Raw genomic sequence first — 18,888 nt, 5'->3', positions numbered from 1 at the left:
GAGATGCTCCGGGACGCCCGATCCCGCCATCATTCCGGCTCGGCCGGTGCCGTCTACCGCAAGCAATCCCGGCGAATCTCTCCCATGTCTGGCGATGACCACTACCTGCCGCTTGCCCTGATCAACATCCTGGGCATTGCCGGCATCGTCGTCTGGCACGTTCAGGGCCGCAGCCGCCCGACAGGTCGCCTGATCGTCCAGATCCTGTTCTTCGCCGCCATGAGCCTCGTTCTTTACACGGGAGGCATCGCGCCGCATCAGCCCGATGACGTCTACACGGAGGGTTTCGCCGCGTTGCTGTCGAAGTCCGCCAGGGTTCTTTGGTGGACCCATCTCGCGTGGACAATCATCGGCCTCATCCACATTTACATCAGGCTCAATCGCAAGCCGCGAGAAGCACATCTCATCTTGGATATGGCCGTTGCCGTCATTTATCTCGGCGTCGCGCTGTCGGTGATGGGCTTCGTGTTCGGCATGCCTATCGCCACTCTGGTGACGACCTCGGGCGTGGTCGCCGTCATCTTGGGTCTGGCACTCCAGAATACGCTCGGCGATGTCTTTTCCGGCATCGCGCTGACACTCGGCAAGGCCTATGCGATAGGCGACTGGGTGCAGCTGAGCGATGGCACCGCTGGCCGTGTCATCGAAACCAACTGGCGCTCGACCAATCTGCTGACCGGGGCGAACAATATCGTCGTGCTGCCCAACAGCATGCTGGCAAGACAGGGCTTGACCAGCCTCAGCCGTCCCGACGAAACGCATCAGATCACATTGGGCGTGCGTTTCGCTGCCGTGCAGCGGCCGCGCCGGATCGAGGAGGCGATGCGGTCCGTGCTGCAAGCCAGCAACTGCATCGTGAAGGATCCGCCGCCGGCTGTTGCGCTGACGTCCATCGACGCCGTCGCGATCGACGTGGAACTGCAGTTCCGCGTCGCCAGCCTCGCCATGGGAACGTCTGCCAAGAACGAGATCATCGACCTCATCTACAACCACTGCGAAGCAGGTGGGCATTCCCTGGCCTTGCCCACACAAAGCCTCGTGTACGTGCCGGCGACAACGCGCGGCGAGGCTTTCGCCCCCCGTGCCAAATCGCGCTCGCCCGGCGCGCCTTAGAACCGATGAAAGTATCCTCGCCGTCGGCCGGACGCGTGTCTCGCAACAGTATGTCTGCAAGGTCCGCCAGCGTGACGCTGCGCAGCTTCCGGCGTCAGCCTTCGTCGGCTTCCCATATGATAGAAGCCACGACATTAGGGGTGCCAGCGCAATAACTCTTTGGGCAGCAGGGATTGTTGGCGCGGCTATTCGCTGCCCTTTGCTCTGGAGGCCTTCCGGCGGCTACCTCGCACCGCGGAGAACAATCGGCGGTGCTGGCGCGCCGACCAGAGTGAAACTACGAACACCTATGTCATTGAGATTTCAATGGTTTAAAAAGCGCCGAGGAGTGGGTTTGAGCGCCGTTGGCGCCCAACATGCCTCGGGTCCTACGTCAATGAGTAAATTCTTTCGAATCGCGCGCTTCGGTCTGGTGCGAATCCCGATCGCTCCGCCAACTTGCAGATTTCCTTCTGTGGCCCAATCAATGCATGCACCACGCGGTATATCGAGCCGCGCCATTGCGGTTATGCGGCGCCTATCAAGCTAATTCCAAGAACTGCCATCTGTACGTGGCGCGACCGCCAGGAAAGCTCGGCTCGCGGCCGCTCTCACATCATTGTTTCTCAACGGACGGCTTTGTGACGAACCGCCCGAACTCCCGTGGATCGTAACCCACCTCCTCAAGCAACGCGATCGACTTGATTACGATAAGTTCGGGATTGCCGACTTGGGTGTAGCGGATCGCGTCCGAGGATGCGACCGTACGCGCGGCGCGCTTTGCGATCGTACCGCTGTCCTCGCTGAGATGTTCGCCGAGCGAAGTCAGCGTAGCGTCCCACCAATTGGGATCTTGGTTGGTGGTTGCGATGATTGCCGCCATGTTCAGCTCCGAGTACTGCGCAAAAGTGAGCTTGCCGGCCGTGAGCAACGGGAAGATGAGGTCGTAAACGAGCAGCAACCGGAACATGCCGCCCATAACCTCGCTCCACAACACCGCGCGGCCATTGGGCCCGGTCACTGCCGGCAGATACTCGGCGATCCGCCAGACCAGCCGAGCGATGAACACCGCGGCATCCGCCGCGCGAAGCGGCAGCAGGCTGGCTACCACCGTCGTGGCGCCGGCGCTCAGGAACCCGTTCGCCGTGGTCGCGTGCGAGCGGTCGGCCGCCTGCGTGTCGCAGGCGCTGAGGATCACGATCGGTGGGACATGGATCTCGTCGCGGAGGTCCCAGATCGAAACGTCTTCCTTACCGATCTTGAGCGTTGCGGTGCCGCTCGCTTGGTCGTGGTGGCCATGGCCGTCGAAGATCATGACCGCGCCGCGATAGGCGTTCATCGCGGCGACGAACGCCGCGCGCGTCTGCACCCGCACGATCCGCAACGTGATCCTGCCCTCATAGCCATCGCGCCAGCTTTCAAGTGCATCGAGCAGCACGTTGGCGATCGGATCCTCGCGGTCGATCGCCGAGATCACCAATACTTCGCGGAACGCCTCTACAGAGAGGTGGAGGAGCTGTGATCGCGCGAGCGTGCCGATCAGCAGATTGCCGGGCGTCGCGGTAATCCGCGACACGTTGTGGCGCAGCATCAGCGGCAAGTTGCCGACAGGCAGCCATTCGAGCGGCACGTCGGTGACCAGCTTCACCCCGGTTTCAGAGCGCGCGATCACCGCGCCGAGCGTGGAGCCGACCGCCTCGTTCAACCGGTGCTGCACGTCGGCGAAGGTCTTAACTAGCTTAGCCGCCGGCTTGATCTTCTCCGAGCGCGCATGGTTGGCCATCTGGCGCACGGTGCCTTGCGCGCGGTTGACCCCGGGCGGCAACCGCACGGTGGCCGAGAGGGTACCGGCCGCGGCCAGGCCCGCCGCTGCTACCTGGATCTGTGTTTCGCTGCGCCGCATCGCCAGCAGCGCCTGCGCTAGCGGGCTCTTGAGGCTGCTGGCCCAGGCCCGGCCGGCCCCGGTCAGGCGGTAGCCGGTCTGGCGCTGCATCATCTGCAGCATATCGCGCACGGCGCGACCGTTCGCGTCCTTGGGGAAATCAAACCCGCCTTCATAGACGTGGGCGAAGAGCGCGGGGGCGGTCACGTACAGGTCGGGCTGCGCAGGCGTCGTACGCAGTGCGGGCGAGCGGTACGAGCGCTGGCGTTCGTCGAGCACGGCGTTGGCAGTTTCGGCGATCCACCGCTGATAGTCTTCGGGGTCGGCGGGAATCTCCGGCCCGGCGTCGACGAAGCGGAACCCGATTCCTTGCAGCGCCATGACGTTTGACATGGTTACATTGTGCCCAGGTACCGGTACGGGGAAGTCGCGCGCCGGGCGTCCTTTCCAGTGTTCAAGACCTTCACTGACCAGCCGGCGCTCAAGCTCGGGCTCGTCCGCGGCGACTTGGGCGAGGAGCGCACGGAAATGGTCCCGCAATTGGTCGGGGTCAACCGTGTGGGCATTGGCGCGGCCTGGGCCTGCCGCCTCGCTTATGTGGAGCGGCTTGTAGTGCTGGGTCGCGATCCAAGCGTCGACCGCGGAGGCGACCGCCGGATCATGCGTGAGCATCACCCAAAACGGCATCTCGGCGGAGACGACTAGCTCCGTCAATGCGTAGAGCGCGACGGGCATCCAGTGCCATGATGCGACGCCGTTGACCCGGCGGCCAGACAGAACGGGCTCGGGTAGCGCGAATTCGACGACATCGGCCGGGAGATGGACCAGCGAGCGAACCAAGTTGTCGACCCTAGTGATGCCGTGCGAGAACCCTTGCAGCGCGCTGGCCGCTCCCGGATCGTCTTCGGGTACGATCACGAAATAACGGATTTCGGGGCGAACCAGCCGCAGGGCGCCTGAGGGCTGGGATTCGTCATCGCCCGGAGCGCGGCTCGGCATGATTCGACTTTCAAGCGAAGAGACGCCTAACGATAACACGGGCCGCTGATTGGCTCGGAAGACCTCGGATGGCGCCTCCCGCGCTAGCCGCCCGCGACCGCCGCTCCGTGGCGTGGGTGACGGTACGCGTCACCCCTTACTCTGCCACTGCGGGACTTGTCGTTCGCTGTAGCCGCCGGGAATGGAGGATAGGTTCCAGTTGTTACCGTTTGATCAAGCACTCGCGCAAGTTGGACAAACGGGGCAGATATCCGGGGAGCGACTGAATGGCGACAATCACGGCTTTGCCGAAAACACCCCGTCGAACATCCCCGATGGCCGCTGTTATCCACATAAATGCAGCGACACCCGCCGATAGTCGGCGGGTGTCGCTGCCTACGGGTCTACAAATCGAGTGCAGCTCCGTTGATCCTAAGCCACTGCTTCCGCTCCCTGTATCGCGGCAAAACCTTGTCAACCTCGTTCCAGAATGCGTCCGAGTGATCTCGGTGGTGAAGGTGGCAGAGTTCGTGCACGATGATGTAGTCAATGACGGTTTGGGGGGCCATCACGGTCTTCCAATGAAAGTTTAGCGCACCACCGACGCCGCATGAGGCCCAATGGTAGCCCAGTTCCTTAACTGTGACCTCTCCAGGGGCCACGCCGACCAGTGGCGCAAGGCTTCGAACTCGCTCCGTAAAAATTTGGACCCCTTTGGCGATGTAGAAATCCCGAAACGCCTTGCGCGTGGCGGCCTCTCCTTCCCGACCAAAGAAGGCTCCCGACAATTCCCACTGACCGTTTTTGAGGCGCAATGGAACGTCGGCATCAGTGACGAACTTCAATCGATACGAGCGACCGAGATAGAAGAAGCCCTGTCCTTGGACCAAAGGTCGGTGCCGGCGGCTGGAATTCAGGTCCTCCCATTCCGCAAGCGAGCGATGCACCCATAAGGCCCGGTCGGCGACGGCTGCGCGCACCTGCTCGTCGTCCAGCCCGGCGGGGGCACGAACGATCACGTCGCCCGAGCGCTCGATCACGATGTCCGCCGTTTTCCGGTCGCTGCGGATCAGGGTGAATTCGATATCCTGGGCGCACATCTTCATGACCAGATCAGCTCCGCGTGACGCTTTTCGGCGAGTTTGGTCAACTCCACGGCGATGCGTTGGTGCTGGTCCTGAACGGGGCCGATGCCGGAGACCATCAGCTCGGTATCGATATTCGCTCTTAGGCGACGCACCTGGTCCGGTTTGCGCCAAAAATCGATGATCGAAATGGAGTCACGGATGACGTCGACAAGCCGGGTAGACAGCGCGTCCAGCAGGGCAGCATCCTCTGCCGAAATCGCGGCCCCGTCACCAATCAGATCGTAGAGGTTGTCACGGAACACCACCACTTCAGGCGGGTGCTCGGCTATTACGCCACTGCGTCCCGCCTTGATTTCCGACCGCAGTTCTTCGTAACGCTCGGCTAGAGCTTTCCAGTCTTCGCCATGCTTGGCAATCAGCGTGTCGAGCTTCTCGCTCATCCGCTTGAAGAAGGCCGGGTCCTCGTCGAAATGGATGGTACAGTGCTTGCGGATGGCGTGCTCCATCTCGCTCGCCTTTGCCCGAGCGCTTCCCTGCGCGTGACCCGTCACCTGCTCGACAAAGTCCGGGTCCAGTAGTTCGACCGGGGGGATTTTAGGATCGATACCCAACTCTATCAGGTGCTTGTTGATCAGCGCGGCGACCTTTTCGCCGACCCCCGCGAAATCGATGGAATCGTCTTTGAACCGCTCTTTCGTCGTGCGCATCAGATAGCCTAGGCGCCTCGCGGGTCCGCGATACGGATGCGCGGCTGCGCCCGGCAGGATGAGATCGAGGCTCATCAGGAACTTCTTGAGATAAACCTCGAAGTCCGCTCGCGCCTTAATGGGTTCGAGTGCGTCAACAGCCTTGTGGATCACGCGAACGTCCTCGTCGGGTTTGCCGAGGGTGCCCGACAGGAAGGCCTCGATGTCGTGCACACCTAACCCTTGGAAATGCTGGAGTAGCCGACGATAGCGTTCTTCGAGAATAGGTACTTCCGAGGTCAGATTTTTCAACCCGGCCTGCAGGTCCGCGAGGTCTTCGGTGGCGTAGATCTTCAGCGCGTCGGTGAGATGGTTGGCGAGGCCGATATAGTCGACGATGAAACCGCGCTGCTTGCCTTGCGCCACCCGGTTCACGCGGGCAATGGCCTGCAGCAGGTTGTGCTCTTTCAGCCGCTTGTCGATGTACATGACCTGCTCGATAGGCGCGTCGAAGCCTGTCAGCAGCATGTCGCAGACGACGAGGAAGGCGATGCCCGTATTGACCTTGTCATGGTCGTCCAAACAGAACGGCCTGCAGAAATTCTCGACCGCATTAAGCTCCCGTGATTCCCTGCGCGCAGCGGTGATTTCGGCGGGCTCGTTGGTGGCGTCCGCCGAAACAACGACCGCCACCTTGAGGAAGGCGATGCGGCGGATGAGGTCAGCGTCCGGATCCGGCTTAGCGTGTTCCGCTTCCAGCCGTTCCTTCAAGGCCTCGCGCAACGCGCGGCCATATCGCACGGCGGCGAGTTTAGAGTGGCAGACGACCTGTGCCTTGAATTCGTTGGGCAGGATGTTGTCGACGTAATGGCCGACCAGATCACGGGCGATGGCGCCGATACGGCTTTCCGCCTCGAGGATGTCTCCGGTAGCGCCGTATTTCTTTTTGATGGCGAGCAGGTCCTCGGCCGAGCGTTCCGCGAAGAGGTCTTCGAATGCGGTGTCGAACTCGGCCTTGTCGCGCAGAGCGGTGTTGGCGGTGCGGCCTTCATAGAGGATTTGCAGGGTTGCCCCGTCCTCCACCGAATCCATCAGCTTATAGGTGTCAATATACTCGCCGAAGCGCTTCACCGTCCGCTTGCCGCCATGCCGCTCGGTGATCAGCGGGGTGCCCGTGAAGGCGACGCGGGCGGCATTGGGGAACGCTTCGAACAGATTGTCCCCCATGTCCGACCCCTGCGTGCGGTGCGCCTCGTCCACCATGATGAGGATGCGCGCGGAACCGTTGACGACGCCAAAGCTCTCGGCGCTGGGCGGCGGGGCATAGCGCCCGAGTTTTTGGCGCAAGCTGTCGGGCAGGTCGTCCTTCATCTCCACGAACTTGTGGACCATCACCATGTTCACGTCGGAGGCGGGAGAGGCGAGCACATCGCGCACGGCGGCACGGCTGTCGACGAGGTTGATCTTCCCGCCGATCAGCTTCGCGGTACTGGCAAGCTGGTCCTCCAGATCGGCACGGTCCACCACCATCACGATCTTCATGTCGTTCAGGTCGCGGCTGGCCCGCAGCATCCGGCCGACAAAGACCATCGTGAGCGACTTGCCCGACCCTTGCGTATGCCAGACCACGCCGCTTCGCTCCATCGGCGTCTCGCCGCTGCGCAGACGCGCGACGATCCGGTGGGCTGCGCGGTGCTGCTGATAGCGGGCCAGCACCTTCACCCGCTTGCCGTTCGGCAGGTCCATGAAGACCGAGCAGGTGCGCAGCATGTCGAGCAGGCAGTGCGGGTTGAGCAGGCCCTGTACCAGTTCCTCCTGCGCGCGGACCTCGCCCAGTGACGGGGTGATCGCGGCGAACTGTTCCGGCCACACGTTGCGCCAGCCGTAGAAGTGTTCGGGAGCGGAACTGATGGTGCCGAACTCCGCCGCCTCGCCGCAGGTGCGGATCACGGCGAGGTTGGGATAGAACAGCTTCGGCTCGCCCTCGCGCAGACCGGCGCGGGCGGTGTCGGGCCGGGCATCGCGATAGCGCTGCAGCTGCACGAAGGCCTCGTGCATCGGGTTTGCCGTGTTGGCGTCGCCGATTTTGGCTTCGATCACCACCAGCGGCAGGCCGTTCACGAACAGCACCACGTCGGGGATGATAAAGCCCTTCACGCATCCCGGCGTGTCGACCCGGAACTGGTTGATGGCATGGAAGCTGTTGCGCTCCGGACGAGCGAAATCGATCAGGCGGACGGTGGGGTCCTTCTCCCCGGTCAGCTCGTTGCGGTCCACCTGTGCCTTGAACAACAGCGCCTGAACCGCCTCGTTGGCGTCAAGCAGACCCTTGCCCGGCTGGCGGAAGATATCATCGATCAGGCCAGTTAACTGCCGTTCGGTGAGCCACTCGCGACCATCGGGCAGGGTATTGAGCGCCCGCACGCTCTCGCGGAACACCTGCGGCAGGATAAGGTCGCGAAAGCTCGACCGTAGCGATACCGCCGGGTTCTGCGGGATCGTCTGGCAGCCCTGGTCGATCACCGTCCAGCCCAGCCCTGCAAGCTGGGTCAGCAACGGCTTTTCGACATGGGCGTATTCGCTCATGCGGCGATACTTTCAAGCAGCGGTGCGACCGAAACCTTGCCCGTAAGCAGAACCTGCATCAGGCCGGACTTCTTGAGTGTCAATTTGGAAACTTCGTCTCGCATCGCTTGAAGATGGGACGTCGCTTCACGATAAATTCGGACGATCTTGGATTGTTCAGGGGGCGGGGGCAGAGGCAGCCGCAGTTCCTTAAGCGTAGACGATTGGATTGCGTCCATGATCCCTCCCTGGGACTTCGCCCGGAACCGCGAAAGTACCCAAGGCGCGTGATTCAACTGCCAGCAAACCAGCTCCGGAAGCACTTTCGACTGATCGAAGGTCATCGTCCAGAGGTGCTTAGACGAGAGCATTTCGCCATAGCCGTGAGGAATCACGCAGCAGCGACCAACTGTACCCATAATCGTGATGACTACATCATCGGGCAGAACACGATATCGGTATAGTTCTGCGAATTTTTGAGGCGTAACAAAGCGGATGAAATCGGGTTTGAACTGCTCTACATGAACATTGTCGATACCGAGAAATGGAATGCCGGCAGCAGCCAGCTCGTGCTTCAGAAGCGCGCTGCCGAATGGTCCGCTTCGCATGGGTGTCGGAATATCCGCCAGAAGGCTTTCCAATTCGGGCGCCTTCCACCCCTGAGGCAGCCACCCGAGTTCTGTCTCGTGGTAGAGGTGCGGGGCTTCTTGGCGGTGCGGGAGGAGCTGGCCGTGTTCGTCGACCCCGCGCGTGAACAGGTCCTGCATCAAGCCGGCGCGCACCCGCTCCTGCTTGGCAATCAACGCCTCCGTCGCCTCGATCTGGGCGTCGACGAGCGCGAGGACTTTAGCGATTGCGACTTGGCTCGCTTCATCCGGAATCAACACTGGGAAAGCTACGGTGTCCTTTTTGCCAACTTCCAGAAAGGTACTACCTGAACCGTACCGTGCATATGCCTGCTTGGTACGCTGCATCTGGTAATAGAGGAACTCGTTCGATACACCTTTGTTCGCCACCAGCGATTTGAAGCCCTGATTGGTACAAGATGTCATGGTGGAAATCTTCGCTTCACCAAGCGTCGCACGGGACGTCATGAGGATGCTGCCGGGTGGCAGCAAGCTGGCAGAGCAACTCAAAAGTCCTAGCTTCGTGATCCTGTATTTGGCTTCCGAGATGTATTTTCCAGGGGTAGCCGTTATATCCGTGGGAGTGATCCAAGGGATCGTTCCGCCTTCCCAGAAGCGGGGCACGTTTCTTGATGGCGTTCCGCCACTGATGACCTGCGCCAGGTCTCCAAGCGGCTTAAGAGACCACCCGAACGGAAGGTGCTCAGACATATCTCAGCACCTTCAGATAAGCATCCAGCGCCGCTGCCGCCTTGCTTCGCTGGCGCTCGATATCCCGCACCGTCACCGCATATTTGTCGTGCAGATTCTCGATGGCCGCCGTCACCGCCCTCCGTTCCGCATCGAGATAGGCGCGATAGGTTTCGAACAGGGTGTTGCGGAATCGAGCGAGAATCTGGCTTCGCGCGACGTCCGGGGTGATCTTCTCACGCGCGGCGGCCACCAGTTCCTCCCGCTTCTTCTCCGCCGCCCGCAGTTCCGCCTTCAGCGCCTTAGCTTCGTCCTCCAGCGCCTTGTGCCGGGCCAGTTTTCCTTCCGCATCGGCCAGCACATCCATCATCGCCTGCCCCCGCTGCGCTAAGGCCACAATCGGCTCGGCGAAGTGCGAGGGGCTGGCCGCCTTGCGGGCCGCCGCCGCCAGCCTGTGCACGGCCACGAAATCGGGATCGCCCAGCTTCCCGAGCTTCGCTGCGCCTTTGGGCAGCCCGAGTTCGGCAACCAGATCAGGGGCGGCCCCTAGCGCCGCCCTGAGCAGCGCTTTCAGTTCTGCCCCTCGCGTCTTGATGAGGTCCTTCAGTCGCCGCACCTCAGCCGAAGCGAGAACGCCGCCGTCATCCTCGTCCTCATAGCCCTCCTCGTCGGCCGCCGCGAAGAGGGCCTGCACCTCGTCGATCCGGGCGCGCTTCGCCGCCAGCTCCTCGACCAGCTCCGGAAACTCGCTCTGCAGGATTTCGTCGTCGGGGATCAGCTCCGCACCCCAGCCGCTCGCGGCCACCGACTTCAGGTCGGTCTTCAGGCCATCGACATAGCGTGCCATCGCGCCGCGAATCTGAAAAGGGGTGAGCAGGGTCTGGTCGGCAAAGGCCGCATCGATGTCGCCCACCAAAGCCCGGCGCAGCGCATAGACGTTGCCGCCGCGGCCTCCCGCCGCCGCATCCGCCGGCGCGAGCTGGGCGATGGCGGGCTCGGTCGCCTGCCACCATGCCTCCAACCGGCTCATAAATTCATAATGTGCGGCCAGGACGCCGGGGTGCCCCTTCACCAGCTCGGCGATGTCGCGTCGGGTGGTGACGGCGGCGGCGAAGTCGCAATAGGCCGCATCACCGCTGCGCGGCGCGAAACAAGCCTCGCGCAGGCCATCGTAGTTCCGCCAAAACCGGTCCAGCGCATCGACTTCCGCCACCGGCACACCGCCGTGAATGTGCGCGCGCACGTCCTGCGGCTCGGGCGGAGGAGCGTTATCGACATAGCGGCGAATGTTGCAGTTGAACTCTTCGGCTTCGATCTCCGCAATGGGCACGACGCGGGCATAGCCGGGCACGTTCTGCCTCCGGCGATAGACGTCCACGATCTTCGCCATGTCCTCGGGCCGCAGGAAGTTCTGCGCCTTGCCTTCGCCGTACTCGCGGTCGGCATTGATGAACAGCACGTCCCTTCGCGCTGCCGCGTTCGCCTTATTCATCACCAGGATACAGGCGGGGATGCCGGTGCCGTAGAACAGGCTCGGCGGCAGGCCGATGACCGCATCGAGCCAGCCCTGCTTGATGAAATATTCCCGCGCCTCTTTTTCATCGCCGCCGCGAAACAGAACGCCGTGCGGCATCACCGTCGCCATGCGCCCGCTGCTTTTGAGCACCGCTAGCATGTGCTGGACGAACATCAGGTCGGCCTTCTTGCCCTTTTCCGGCATCCACTTCACGAATCGGCCTTTGAACTCCATCTCGGCGGTGCTGTAGTTCTGGCTGAACGGCGGGTTGGCGAGCACGCGATCGAAGCGGGTTAGCTCGCCGTCCTCAGTCCGGTGCTGAGGCTTGGCCAGCGTGTCTTCCTGCCGGATGTCTGCCGAGTGGATATCGTGCAGGATCATGTTCATCCGGCAGATCGACCAAGTCGTGCCCTGCGATTCCTGTCCGGCGAGCGAGAGGTCGTTCGGGTTGCCACCGTTGTCGCGGACGTAGTCGCGTGACTGGATCAGCATACCGCCCGAGCCGGCCGTTGGGTCATAGATGCTCATACCCGGCTGCGGATCGACGATCTCAACCATTGTGCGCACCACATCGGCGGGCGTGTAGAACTCACCCGCCTTCTTCCCGGCCGAGTCGGCGAAATATTTAATCAGGTATTCGTAGGCGGCGCCAAGGAGGTCCGGGAACTCGAAGTTCTCATCGCGCAGGGGGATTCTCTCGAACACCTGGATGAAGTCGACCAGCGTGTCGTCGCTGAGCGTGCGCTGCCCAATCTTGCGGTTGAAACTGATGTGTTCGAGCACATCCTCTAGCTGGTCCTTGTTGTGCCGCTCCAGCTCGCCCAACGCCGTATTGAGCCCGTTGCCGACGTCCTTCTTCAGATGGCGGATTGTCGCCCAGCGCGATTCAGGGGGGACGTAAAAGGTGTATTGGTCGCGACTTTCCAGCAGGGCCCGGAGCTTTTCGCCTTCAAGGCCATGAGCGCGCAAGCTGGCTGTGAGCTTCTCGCGTTGTTGGTCGAAGAGGTCGCTGCACCGCTTCACGAACAGGACCCCGAAGATGTACTCCTTGTACTCCGAGGCATCCATGTTGCCGCGAAGCTCGTCGCACGCCTTGAAAAGGAGGCTAGTTAGTTGGGAGAGGGTCAGCTTGGCCATGCGGGCAGATGACATAGAACACGTGCGAATGTCGAGGCATGGGAAGGCCGCTCTTGGTGGTCTCCTTGGTTCGCATGGGTCGCAACGTCGGTCACCATACGACACTGCGCCATCAGTCGAATGACCTCGACGCGAGGATCTGCCGTGACGTTGCCCCCAGCTTTTATCCAGCGCTGAGTTCGTTTCCGGCGGTTGCGGAGCCCGTCCGGGCTGGTGAAGCGAGGGGCTCTGGCGCTGTGCTTGTCGCATAGCGCGGCGCCAGGGCCCGTCGCGGGGTGAAGGTCGAGGCGAAGACAGACGGCGTCTGCCACCCGAGCTGGGAGTGAGGGCGTTCGGTGTTGTAGTCTGATCGCCAGTTGGCCAAGGCGGTCCGGGCCTGTGACAGGGACGAGAACAGCGTTTCGTTCAACAGTTCGTCTCGCAGACGGCCATTGAAGCTCTCGATGAAGCCGTTCTGCATCGGCTTGCCGGGCGCGATATAGTGCCATTCGACGCGGGCCTGATCCGCCCATGCCAGGATCGCGTTGCTGGTGAACTCGCTGCCATTGTCGCTGACGATCATCGTCGGCCGGCCGCGTTCCGCGATGAGGCGATCCAACTCCCGCGCCACGCGCAGACCGGAGAGCGAGGTATCGGCCAGCAGGCTGACGCATTCCCGCGTGCAGTCATCCACGATGGTGAGGATACGGAAGCGCCGGCCATCGGTGAACTGATCGCTGACGAAGTCGAGCGACCAGCGTTCGTTGGGCGCGAGCGGCGTCAGGATGGGCGCCCGCGTCCCCATGGCCCGCTTGCGGCCACCGCGCCGGCGCACCATCAGGCGCTCCTCGCGATAGATCCGGAACAACCGCTTGTGGTTGACCGCAAAGCCCTCCCGCCGCAGCAGCACGTGCAGGCGCCGATAGCCAAAGCGGCGGCGCTCGGCTGCCATGGCCTTCATGCGCTCGCGCAAGACGCCATCGTCAGGGCGCGCGGCTTGGTAGCGGACCGTCATGCGGCAACAGCCGGTGGCTTTACACGCCCGCCGTTCGCTCATCGCGTGATGCTGCACGAGATGCGCGACAGCTCTGCGCTCGGCAGCGGGCGTCACCACTTCTTTCCCAGCAGATCCTTCAGCGCGACATTGTCGAGCATCGCATCGGCCAGCATCCGCTTCAGCTTGGCGTTCTCGTCCTCCAGCGTCCGAAGGCGCCTTGCCTCCGACACGTCCATCCCGCCGAACTTCGCCTTCCACTTGTAAATGCTGGCGTCGCTCACACCGTGCTTGCGGCAGAGATCGGCGACCGAAACACCCGATTCCTGTTCCTTCAGGATCGCGATGATCTGCTCTTCCGAGAAGCGGCTGCGCTTCATGTTCTGGTCCTCTCAATGGGCCAGAACGAACTTCAAACCGGATCAAGCCCGAGGGGCAACGTCAGCCGGCATGCCAGCGATGCCGATGGCGAGCGCGCGTTCATCAACTTGAGCAGGCATGCCATTACACCGCAACGGATGTTCGATTGTCCGCGCCCCCACCTCGTGCGCTGACATCGCGAGCACTGTTTCAAGCAGTGAAGGCGATCGGCTACGGCCGCTGCAGTTGCACTAAACGGGCAGCATCCCTACGGATGCGCCGCAGCTCCGGCCACGGGAAATGCCGCCCCTCGGCGCCATCCGCGCCGACGGCAAGCAGCACGTCGAGCTTCGTGGAGAGGCCACGCACAGACGTGGCTTCCGCTGCAAGAACTCCCTTCATCAGGCGCTCTTCTTCGTCGGAAGCCGCCTCCTCTTGCTGCCGAGCGACGGAGTAGCCGATGGCGCGGTCCGCGTCGTCCCAACGCTGCTGATGTGCGCGCAGCACTGCGGCGACTTCGGCGCGCCGCGTGCAAAGCGATGGTACATCTCCAGCAAGCTCATCGAACTGCCACAAGGAGTTGATGCGCACCGGTGATGGCAATTCGGTTGCAGCCAGAATCGCCTGCGGAAAGCCGATCGTCCGCGCGAGCTCGGATTCCAATCGCTGCTGCTTCCGGCACAGGGCGAGCGTCCGCCGATGCGCTGCGCGCCACGCATTCCACGCAAGGATTGCGGCGTCCGTCGTGCCACCATGCTGCGGCGCAGCTGCAGCGGAATTGTTGAAGGAGGTGCCGCCGATCGTCATCAGGGCGGCAGAGAGAACGTCCCTCCGGGATGGCCGGGACAGACTCGTGGTAATCTCAGAATCAGCCATGATCCGAGCTCCAAGCAGCTAGGGTTTTGGTCAGGCTGGGTGAGTGTGACAGCACTCGCTCAGCCGCCTCTCATTATGAGCATATCTGCGCATTTTGCGCAAACGAGACATATTGACTGATGAAGGTTACGCCAGCTCAAATCCGTGCCGCGCGTGCATTGCTTGATATTTCGCAGCAGGAGTTGGCTGACTTATCGAAGGTCGGATTGCGCACGATTGTGCAGTTTGAGCGCGGCTCAACATCGATATCTGCATCGATCATCCAGGCGCTGGTACTGTCGCTCGAAGCCACTGGTATCGAGTTCATTCCCGAGAATGGGGGCGGTGCTGGGCTGCGCTTTCGCAAGCCTGCAGTATCTGAATAAGGCCGCGATGGTTGCAGACAACTCGCCAAATAATTGCGAGTTCGGTGCAACTCGACGACAGGTTCGCTGCGAAGTTTCTACACGGCAGCGGACACCCATTCGCATCTTGAAATGTAAGTTCGAAGGCAGCGAGGCTGCGCTCGAAGCGGCTTTTGACCGCGAGCCCACGGCATCAACGATCGTGCCTCCTAGGCTGGATATAGCAAATACGGCGGAAATAATGCGTCATCGGCGGCCCTTGACGGCAGCTGACATTGTTCGATTGGTTCTTCGTAGTATATTCGGCACGCCTGGGTAGCTTAAGTCCTTCGGTGCAGAAACAGAGGGAAGGACGGCAAGATAAAGCGGATTTTCAATCCGCGCGGGCTGTGCCCCTAATTTGTTGTCTCCACGTTGTTTTCCGCTCCGGAAAAAGGATCTAAAGCGGTTTTTGGAAGGTGCGGATGTGCGCAGCTACCGTTCAAATCGTTGATAGGTTTCTGGTTTTCGCGCGCATGCGCAATGTACGCTCCGCCGCTAGCTCGCCATAACCGACGTTTCCACGCTATACTTTGATAGGCTGTTTTTCGACTTGCAGGCCTGACCTGCGCGGCCAAACCTGCGGTCATGACACGCCGCGACGAGGATGATTTTCGCATCAAACCGGGCCGGCCGCGAAGCCGGGGAACGCGGCTGAAGACCCACGAGCTGCCCTTCGTTCGGCAGGCGCTGATCGCCGCGCGCGACGCCGGCGGCGGTGCGCGGCCGGGTGGCGGGGTTGCCCGGGAAGTGGGTGGCCGGTTCAATGCGCGGGGACGGGGCGCGAAGCTGATGGCGTCGCTGCCGCGCGATAGCGGCGGCTGGCAGTCGGGTTCCTCAGGCCGGTTCCGCTCCCGCCGCGTCGTGGTCAAGGCGCGGGTGGTGAGGCTTGCCGGGAAGGGGAAGAGCGCCCGCGTGCCGAAGATGCGCGGCGCTTTGTCCGTGGGCGCGGTCGGCGCGCATCTGCGCTACCTCGAACGTGACGGCGTGACTCGCGACGGCGAGAAGGGCCGCGCCTACTCGGCGTTCGGGGACGAGATCGACGCCAGGGCCTTCGTCGAGCGCAGCCAGGACGATCGCCACCAATTCCGGCTCATCGTCGCGCCGGAGGATGCCACTGAGCTCGGCGACCTGAAGCGCTTCACTCGTGACCTGATGCGGCACATGGAGAACGACCTCGGCACCAGGCTCGATTGGATCGCCGTCGATCATCACAACACGGGCCACCCGCACAGCCATATCCTCGTACGCGGCGTGCTGGATGATGGGCGTATCCTCAACATCGCCGGCGACTACATCGCCCATGGCATCCGCCATCGGGCGAGCGAGCTGATGACGCTGGAACTCGGCCCGCAGACCGAGGTCGAACTGCAGAACAAGCTGCGTCATGAGGTGGATGCCGATCGCCTCACCCGGCTCGACCGGATGATGATCGCCGAGCAGCGCGAGCACGGCATCCTCGATCTGCGGCCGGACGCTGGCGAGAGCTACCTCGTGCGGACCAGCCGGCTTGTTCTCATCGACCGGATCAAGCGGCTGGAGAGCTTTGGTGTTGCCGAGGAGATCGAGCCAGGACGCTGGAGCATTGCCGAGCGGGCCGAGAGCACGCTGCGGGCGATGGGTGAGCGCGAGGACATCCTGCGCACCATGTACCGTGCGCTGGCCGATCACGGCCTCGCGGACGAGCGCGGCGCCGCGCAATACGTCACCCATGGCAACCGCATCTCTCATGCCCTCGTCGGACGCGTGCTCGACAAGGGATTGGCTGGCGATGAGATGGGCGAGCGGGTCTATCTGGTCATCGACGGTGTGGACGGACGCACCCATCATGTCGAGACCAGCGATGCCTCCCGGCTGGAAGACATCAAGCGCGGCCACATCATCGCGCTGGACCCGCTGCCGACAAAGTCCGACCCGCGCCCGGCGGACCTCAACATCGCCACCATGGCCGAGGCAAACAATGGCATCTATCGGCCGAGCGAGCATCTGGAAGCGGCGCGCCCGGCGATCGAGCAGCAGCGCGGCGATCCGGATGCCTTCATCCGCGCCCATGTACGCCGGCTGGAATCACTGCGCCGCGCCGGCCATGTCGAGCGCATCGACGCCGACCATTGGAAGATCCCGGAGGACCTGCCTGAGCGCGGCATCGCCCATGATGCACGCACCGCGAGGAAGGACTTCGGGGTCCGCACGCTCTTGGCCTTCGATCTCGACCAGCAGGTGGGCAGCGACGGCTCTACCTGGCTCGACCGGGAACTGGCCTCGCGCCAGCGCACGGAGCTTTCCGACGTGGGCTTCGGCCGCGAGGTGGGCGAAGCTCTGGAGCGCCGCCGCCAGAGCCTCGTCGATCAGGGTCATGCTGTCCGGCTGGAGAACGGCACCGTACGGGCGCCGCGCGACATCCTCGCCCGGCTTGAGGCTGTCGAGGTGGACCGCGTCGGACGGGCGATGGCGGCCGAGCGCGGCCTTGCCTACACCCCCAGCCAACCGGGCGAGTATGTGTCCGGCCGGCTCGCCGGCTCAGTCAATCTGGTCAGCGGGCGCTTCGCCATGATCGACAATGGTCTCGGCTTCCAGCTCGTGCCCTGGCAACCGGTGCTGGAGAAGCAGATCGGCCGGCACATCTCCGGCGTCTCCCGCGACGGCGGTGTTGAGTGGCGCCTTGGCCGAAACCGGGGGCTGGGTCTTTAGGTCGCGTCCCCCTGCGGCGGCGGCGTCTCCAGATCGGGATCGGCTGGCAGAGGAGCGAAGGGATCGACTTCCGGGAACAGCGTGCGCTCACGCAGCCAATCGCCAAACGAAGCGGGATCGAGCGCACGCTCTAGTTCACTAAGACGCTGGCGCGCCCAGCTTAGCATACGCTGAGTCTCGGCATCCTCGATCCCATCTGCCCAGGCCATCCAGGAGCGCAGCTGGTCGGCGTTGCGGCCCATCTCGACTATCTCGTCGAGCAGATCGTCGCGCTCCTTCTCACGCTTGGTGCGCGCCTCGGTCCGCTTCCGGTTCTCTTCCGCGCGGCGGCGGAGGCGTGCGTTGCGCTCGTCTTTGAGACGGTCATCGCGCCGGTAGTCGATCCAGCCGTGGAGTTCCTCGATGATGGAGTCGAGTTGGGCCTCCAGGGTCGCACGGGTGTTGTCCCGCCAGTTGCGCCGGCGCTGGTCTGTGCTCCAGGCTTCAATCGCGATCGTCAGTTCACTGCTCGGGATGTAATCGAACTCGGGATATTGGCGTTCGTAGGAGAAATCCCAATCACGGTAGCGAGCCGAGCGCCGATAGCGCTCCTCCGCCTTTAGCTCATCGACCGTCGGCTCGTGCTTTCGCCTTTTGATGGTCTCCGCCAGGATGAAGGGGACCTTGTCGACGCCCCGGCGGACTTCGACGTGCTTGCCCGCGAAGGTGCAAGACATCTCCCGCGCCTCCAGCCCGCGCGCGATGCTGTCGAGAATGAAGATCGCCCTCTCGATCGAACCGGCTCCCAGCCGCATCGACAGCAGGCCTTCCCCGCTAATGGCGATGATGCCGTCATGATCCGGCTTGGCGCGGCGCAGCGTATGGGCGGTCAGCGATACGGCAGTGTGGGGTTTGTCGATCCGGCTCCAGTCTATCGTCCGTGTGTTCGGCTCTCGCGGCTTCAAAAGCCGGCGTGGCGCGATCGCTGCCTTGCGCGTCCGTTCGAGGCGCTCCTCGATGACGGGATCTGACGGGCTCGTCGGGTCGAGGCTGATGAGCTCGACGGCGGGATCGGCGGAGGAGGCAAAGATCGTCTGCCTCGGGCTCTTTCCGGCCGCTCGGCCACGCCAATAGGCCGCCGTCGGCAGCGGCACGCGATGCTGGACGCAGAGATCTTTCAGCCGCCAATGCGAAATGCCGAGCTTGGCAGCAACGGCCTCAAGCGGCTCTGCCCAAACGAGATCGTACATCTCGCGGCGGGTAACGTGGGCAATCATGCGGATATGCGGGCGACGTCAACGGGAAGTCCGCAATCTATCGCCGATCCATGACATCTCCGCCGGGCGACTAACGCCATTCACAGAAA

The 18,888-nt window shown here is 62.8% G+C and carries 11 protein-coding genes; 3 read left to right on the top strand and 8 right to left on the bottom strand.

The window, feature by feature from the left end; translation table 11 throughout:
* Positions 1-84: 84 nt before the first annotated feature.
* Positions 85-1,113, top strand: a complete 1,029-nt coding sequence (locus tag FBQ73_RS07430; RefSeq protein ID WP_138398829.1) for a mechanosensitive ion channel family protein — start codon at positions 85-87, stop codon at positions 1,111-1,113.
* Positions 1,114-1,708: 595 nt separating this feature from the next.
* On the opposite strand, the gene FBQ73_RS07425 is transcribed toward FBQ73_RS07430, so the two are convergent.
* The 7 genes from FBQ73_RS07425 to FBQ73_RS07395 all read right to left on the bottom strand — a co-directional run bounded on the left by FBQ73_RS07425 (position 1,709) and on the right by FBQ73_RS07395 (position 14,469).
* Positions 1,709-3,973, bottom strand: coding sequence for a CHAT domain-containing protein (locus tag FBQ73_RS07425; RefSeq protein WP_138398828.1), 2,265 nt, complete (start codon positions 3,971-3,973; stop codon positions 1,709-1,711).
* A gap of 383 nt (positions 3,974-4,356) precedes the next feature.
* The gene (locus FBQ73_RS07420; protein WP_138398827.1) at positions 4,357-5,058 is read right to left on the bottom strand and encodes a M48 family metallopeptidase; all 702 of its coding nucleotides are present in this window, start codon (positions 5,056-5,058) and stop codon (positions 4,357-4,359) included.
* On the bottom strand, positions 5,055-8,312 hold the full coding sequence (locus FBQ73_RS07415; RefSeq protein WP_138398826.1) for a type I restriction endonuclease subunit R: 3,258 nt from the start codon (positions 8,310-8,312) through the stop codon (positions 5,055-5,057). The genes FBQ73_RS07420 and FBQ73_RS07415 overlap by 4 nt, the downstream gene beginning before the upstream one ends.
* Positions 8,309-9,628 (bottom strand): restriction endonuclease subunit S, encoded by a 1,320-nt coding sequence (locus FBQ73_RS07410; protein ID WP_138398825.1) that lies wholly within the window; start codon positions 9,626-9,628, stop codon positions 8,309-8,311. The genes FBQ73_RS07415 and FBQ73_RS07410 overlap by 4 nt, the downstream gene beginning before the upstream one ends.
* Positions 9,621-12,260 carry a type I restriction-modification system subunit M gene (locus tag FBQ73_RS07405; RefSeq protein ID WP_138398824.1) on the bottom strand — a complete coding sequence of 880 codons (2,640 nt, stop codon included), beginning with the start codon at positions 12,258-12,260 and terminating at the stop codon, positions 9,621-9,623. Before FBQ73_RS07405 ends, FBQ73_RS07410 begins: the two co-directional genes overlap by 8 nt.
* A 163-nt stretch (positions 12,261-12,423) precedes the next feature.
* A protein-coding gene (locus FBQ73_RS07400) for an IS3 family transposase (RefSeq protein WP_392567223.1) occupies positions 12,424-13,613 on the bottom strand; the annotation gives its coding sequence in 2 pieces (ribosomal slippage) (positions 12,424-13,364 and positions 13,364-13,613; 1,191 coding nt in all).
* Between the two features lie 211 nt (positions 13,614-13,824).
* Positions 13,825-14,469, bottom strand: a complete 645-nt coding sequence (locus tag FBQ73_RS07395; RefSeq protein WP_138398822.1) for a hypothetical protein — start codon at positions 14,467-14,469, stop codon at positions 13,825-13,827.
* 119 nt (positions 14,470-14,588) lie between these two features.
* Here FBQ73_RS07395 and FBQ73_RS07390 point away from each other — a divergent pair, with 119 nt between their 5' ends.
* Positions 14,589-14,834: a helix-turn-helix transcriptional regulator gene (locus FBQ73_RS07390; RefSeq protein WP_138398821.1), complete on the top strand. Its 246-nt coding sequence runs from the start codon at positions 14,589-14,591 to the stop codon at positions 14,832-14,834.
* Positions 14,835-15,440: 606 nt separating this feature from the next.
* Positions 15,441-17,543 carry a DUF3363 domain-containing protein gene (locus tag FBQ73_RS07385; RefSeq protein WP_138398820.1) on the top strand — a complete coding sequence of 701 codons (2,103 nt, stop codon included), beginning with the start codon at positions 15,441-15,443 and terminating at the stop codon, positions 17,541-17,543.
* Here FBQ73_RS07385 and FBQ73_RS07380 read toward each other — a convergent pair.
* Complete coding sequence (locus FBQ73_RS07380; protein ID WP_138398819.1) at positions 17,540-18,799, bottom strand: hypothetical protein; 1,260 nt, start codon at positions 18,797-18,799, stop codon at positions 17,540-17,542. The genes FBQ73_RS07385 and FBQ73_RS07380 overlap by 4 nt on opposite strands.
* Positions 18,800-18,888: the final 89 nt, after the last annotated feature.

Origin of the sequence: Xanthobacter autotrophicus (assembly GCF_005871085.1) — a bacterium.
Taxonomy (GTDB): domain Bacteria; phylum Pseudomonadota; class Alphaproteobacteria; order Rhizobiales; family Xanthobacteraceae; genus Xanthobacter; species Xanthobacter autotrophicus.
This window is presented reverse-complemented; position numbering and strand designations above follow the sequence as displayed.

Bases quoted from the DNA above. Each gene is read 5' to 3' on its own strand.
- FBQ73_RS07430 (WP_138398829.1), top strand. From the start codon at position 85: ATGTCTGGCGATGACCACTACCTGCCGCTTGCCCTGATCAACATCCTG.
- FBQ73_RS07425 (WP_138398828.1), bottom strand. From the start codon at position 3,973: ATGCCGAGCCGCGCTCCGGGCGATGACGAATCCCAGCCCTCAGGCGCC.
- FBQ73_RS07420 (WP_138398827.1), bottom strand. From the start codon at position 5,058: ATGAAGATGTGCGCCCAGGATATCGAATTCACCCTGATCCGCAGCGAC.
- FBQ73_RS07415 (WP_138398826.1), bottom strand. From the start codon at position 8,312: ATGAGCGAATACGCCCATGTCGAAAAGCCGTTGCTGACCCAGCTTGCA.
- FBQ73_RS07410 (WP_138398825.1), bottom strand. From the start codon at position 9,628: ATGTCTGAGCACCTTCCGTTCGGGTGGTCTCTTAAGCCGCTTGGAGAC.
- FBQ73_RS07405 (WP_138398824.1), bottom strand. From the start codon at position 12,260: ATGGCCAAGCTGACCCTCTCCCAACTAACTAGCCTCCTTTTCAAGGCG.
- FBQ73_RS07395 (WP_138398822.1), bottom strand. From the start codon at position 14,469: ATGGCTGATTCTGAGATTACCACGAGTCTGTCCCGGCCATCCCGGAGG.
- FBQ73_RS07390 (WP_138398821.1), top strand. From the start codon at position 14,589: ATGAAGGTTACGCCAGCTCAAATCCGTGCCGCGCGTGCATTGCTTGAT.
- FBQ73_RS07385 (WP_138398820.1), top strand. From the start codon at position 15,441: ATGACACGCCGCGACGAGGATGATTTTCGCATCAAACCGGGCCGGCCG.
- FBQ73_RS07380 (WP_138398819.1), bottom strand. From the start codon at position 18,799: ATGATTGCCCACGTTACCCGCCGCGAGATGTACGATCTCGTTTGGGCA.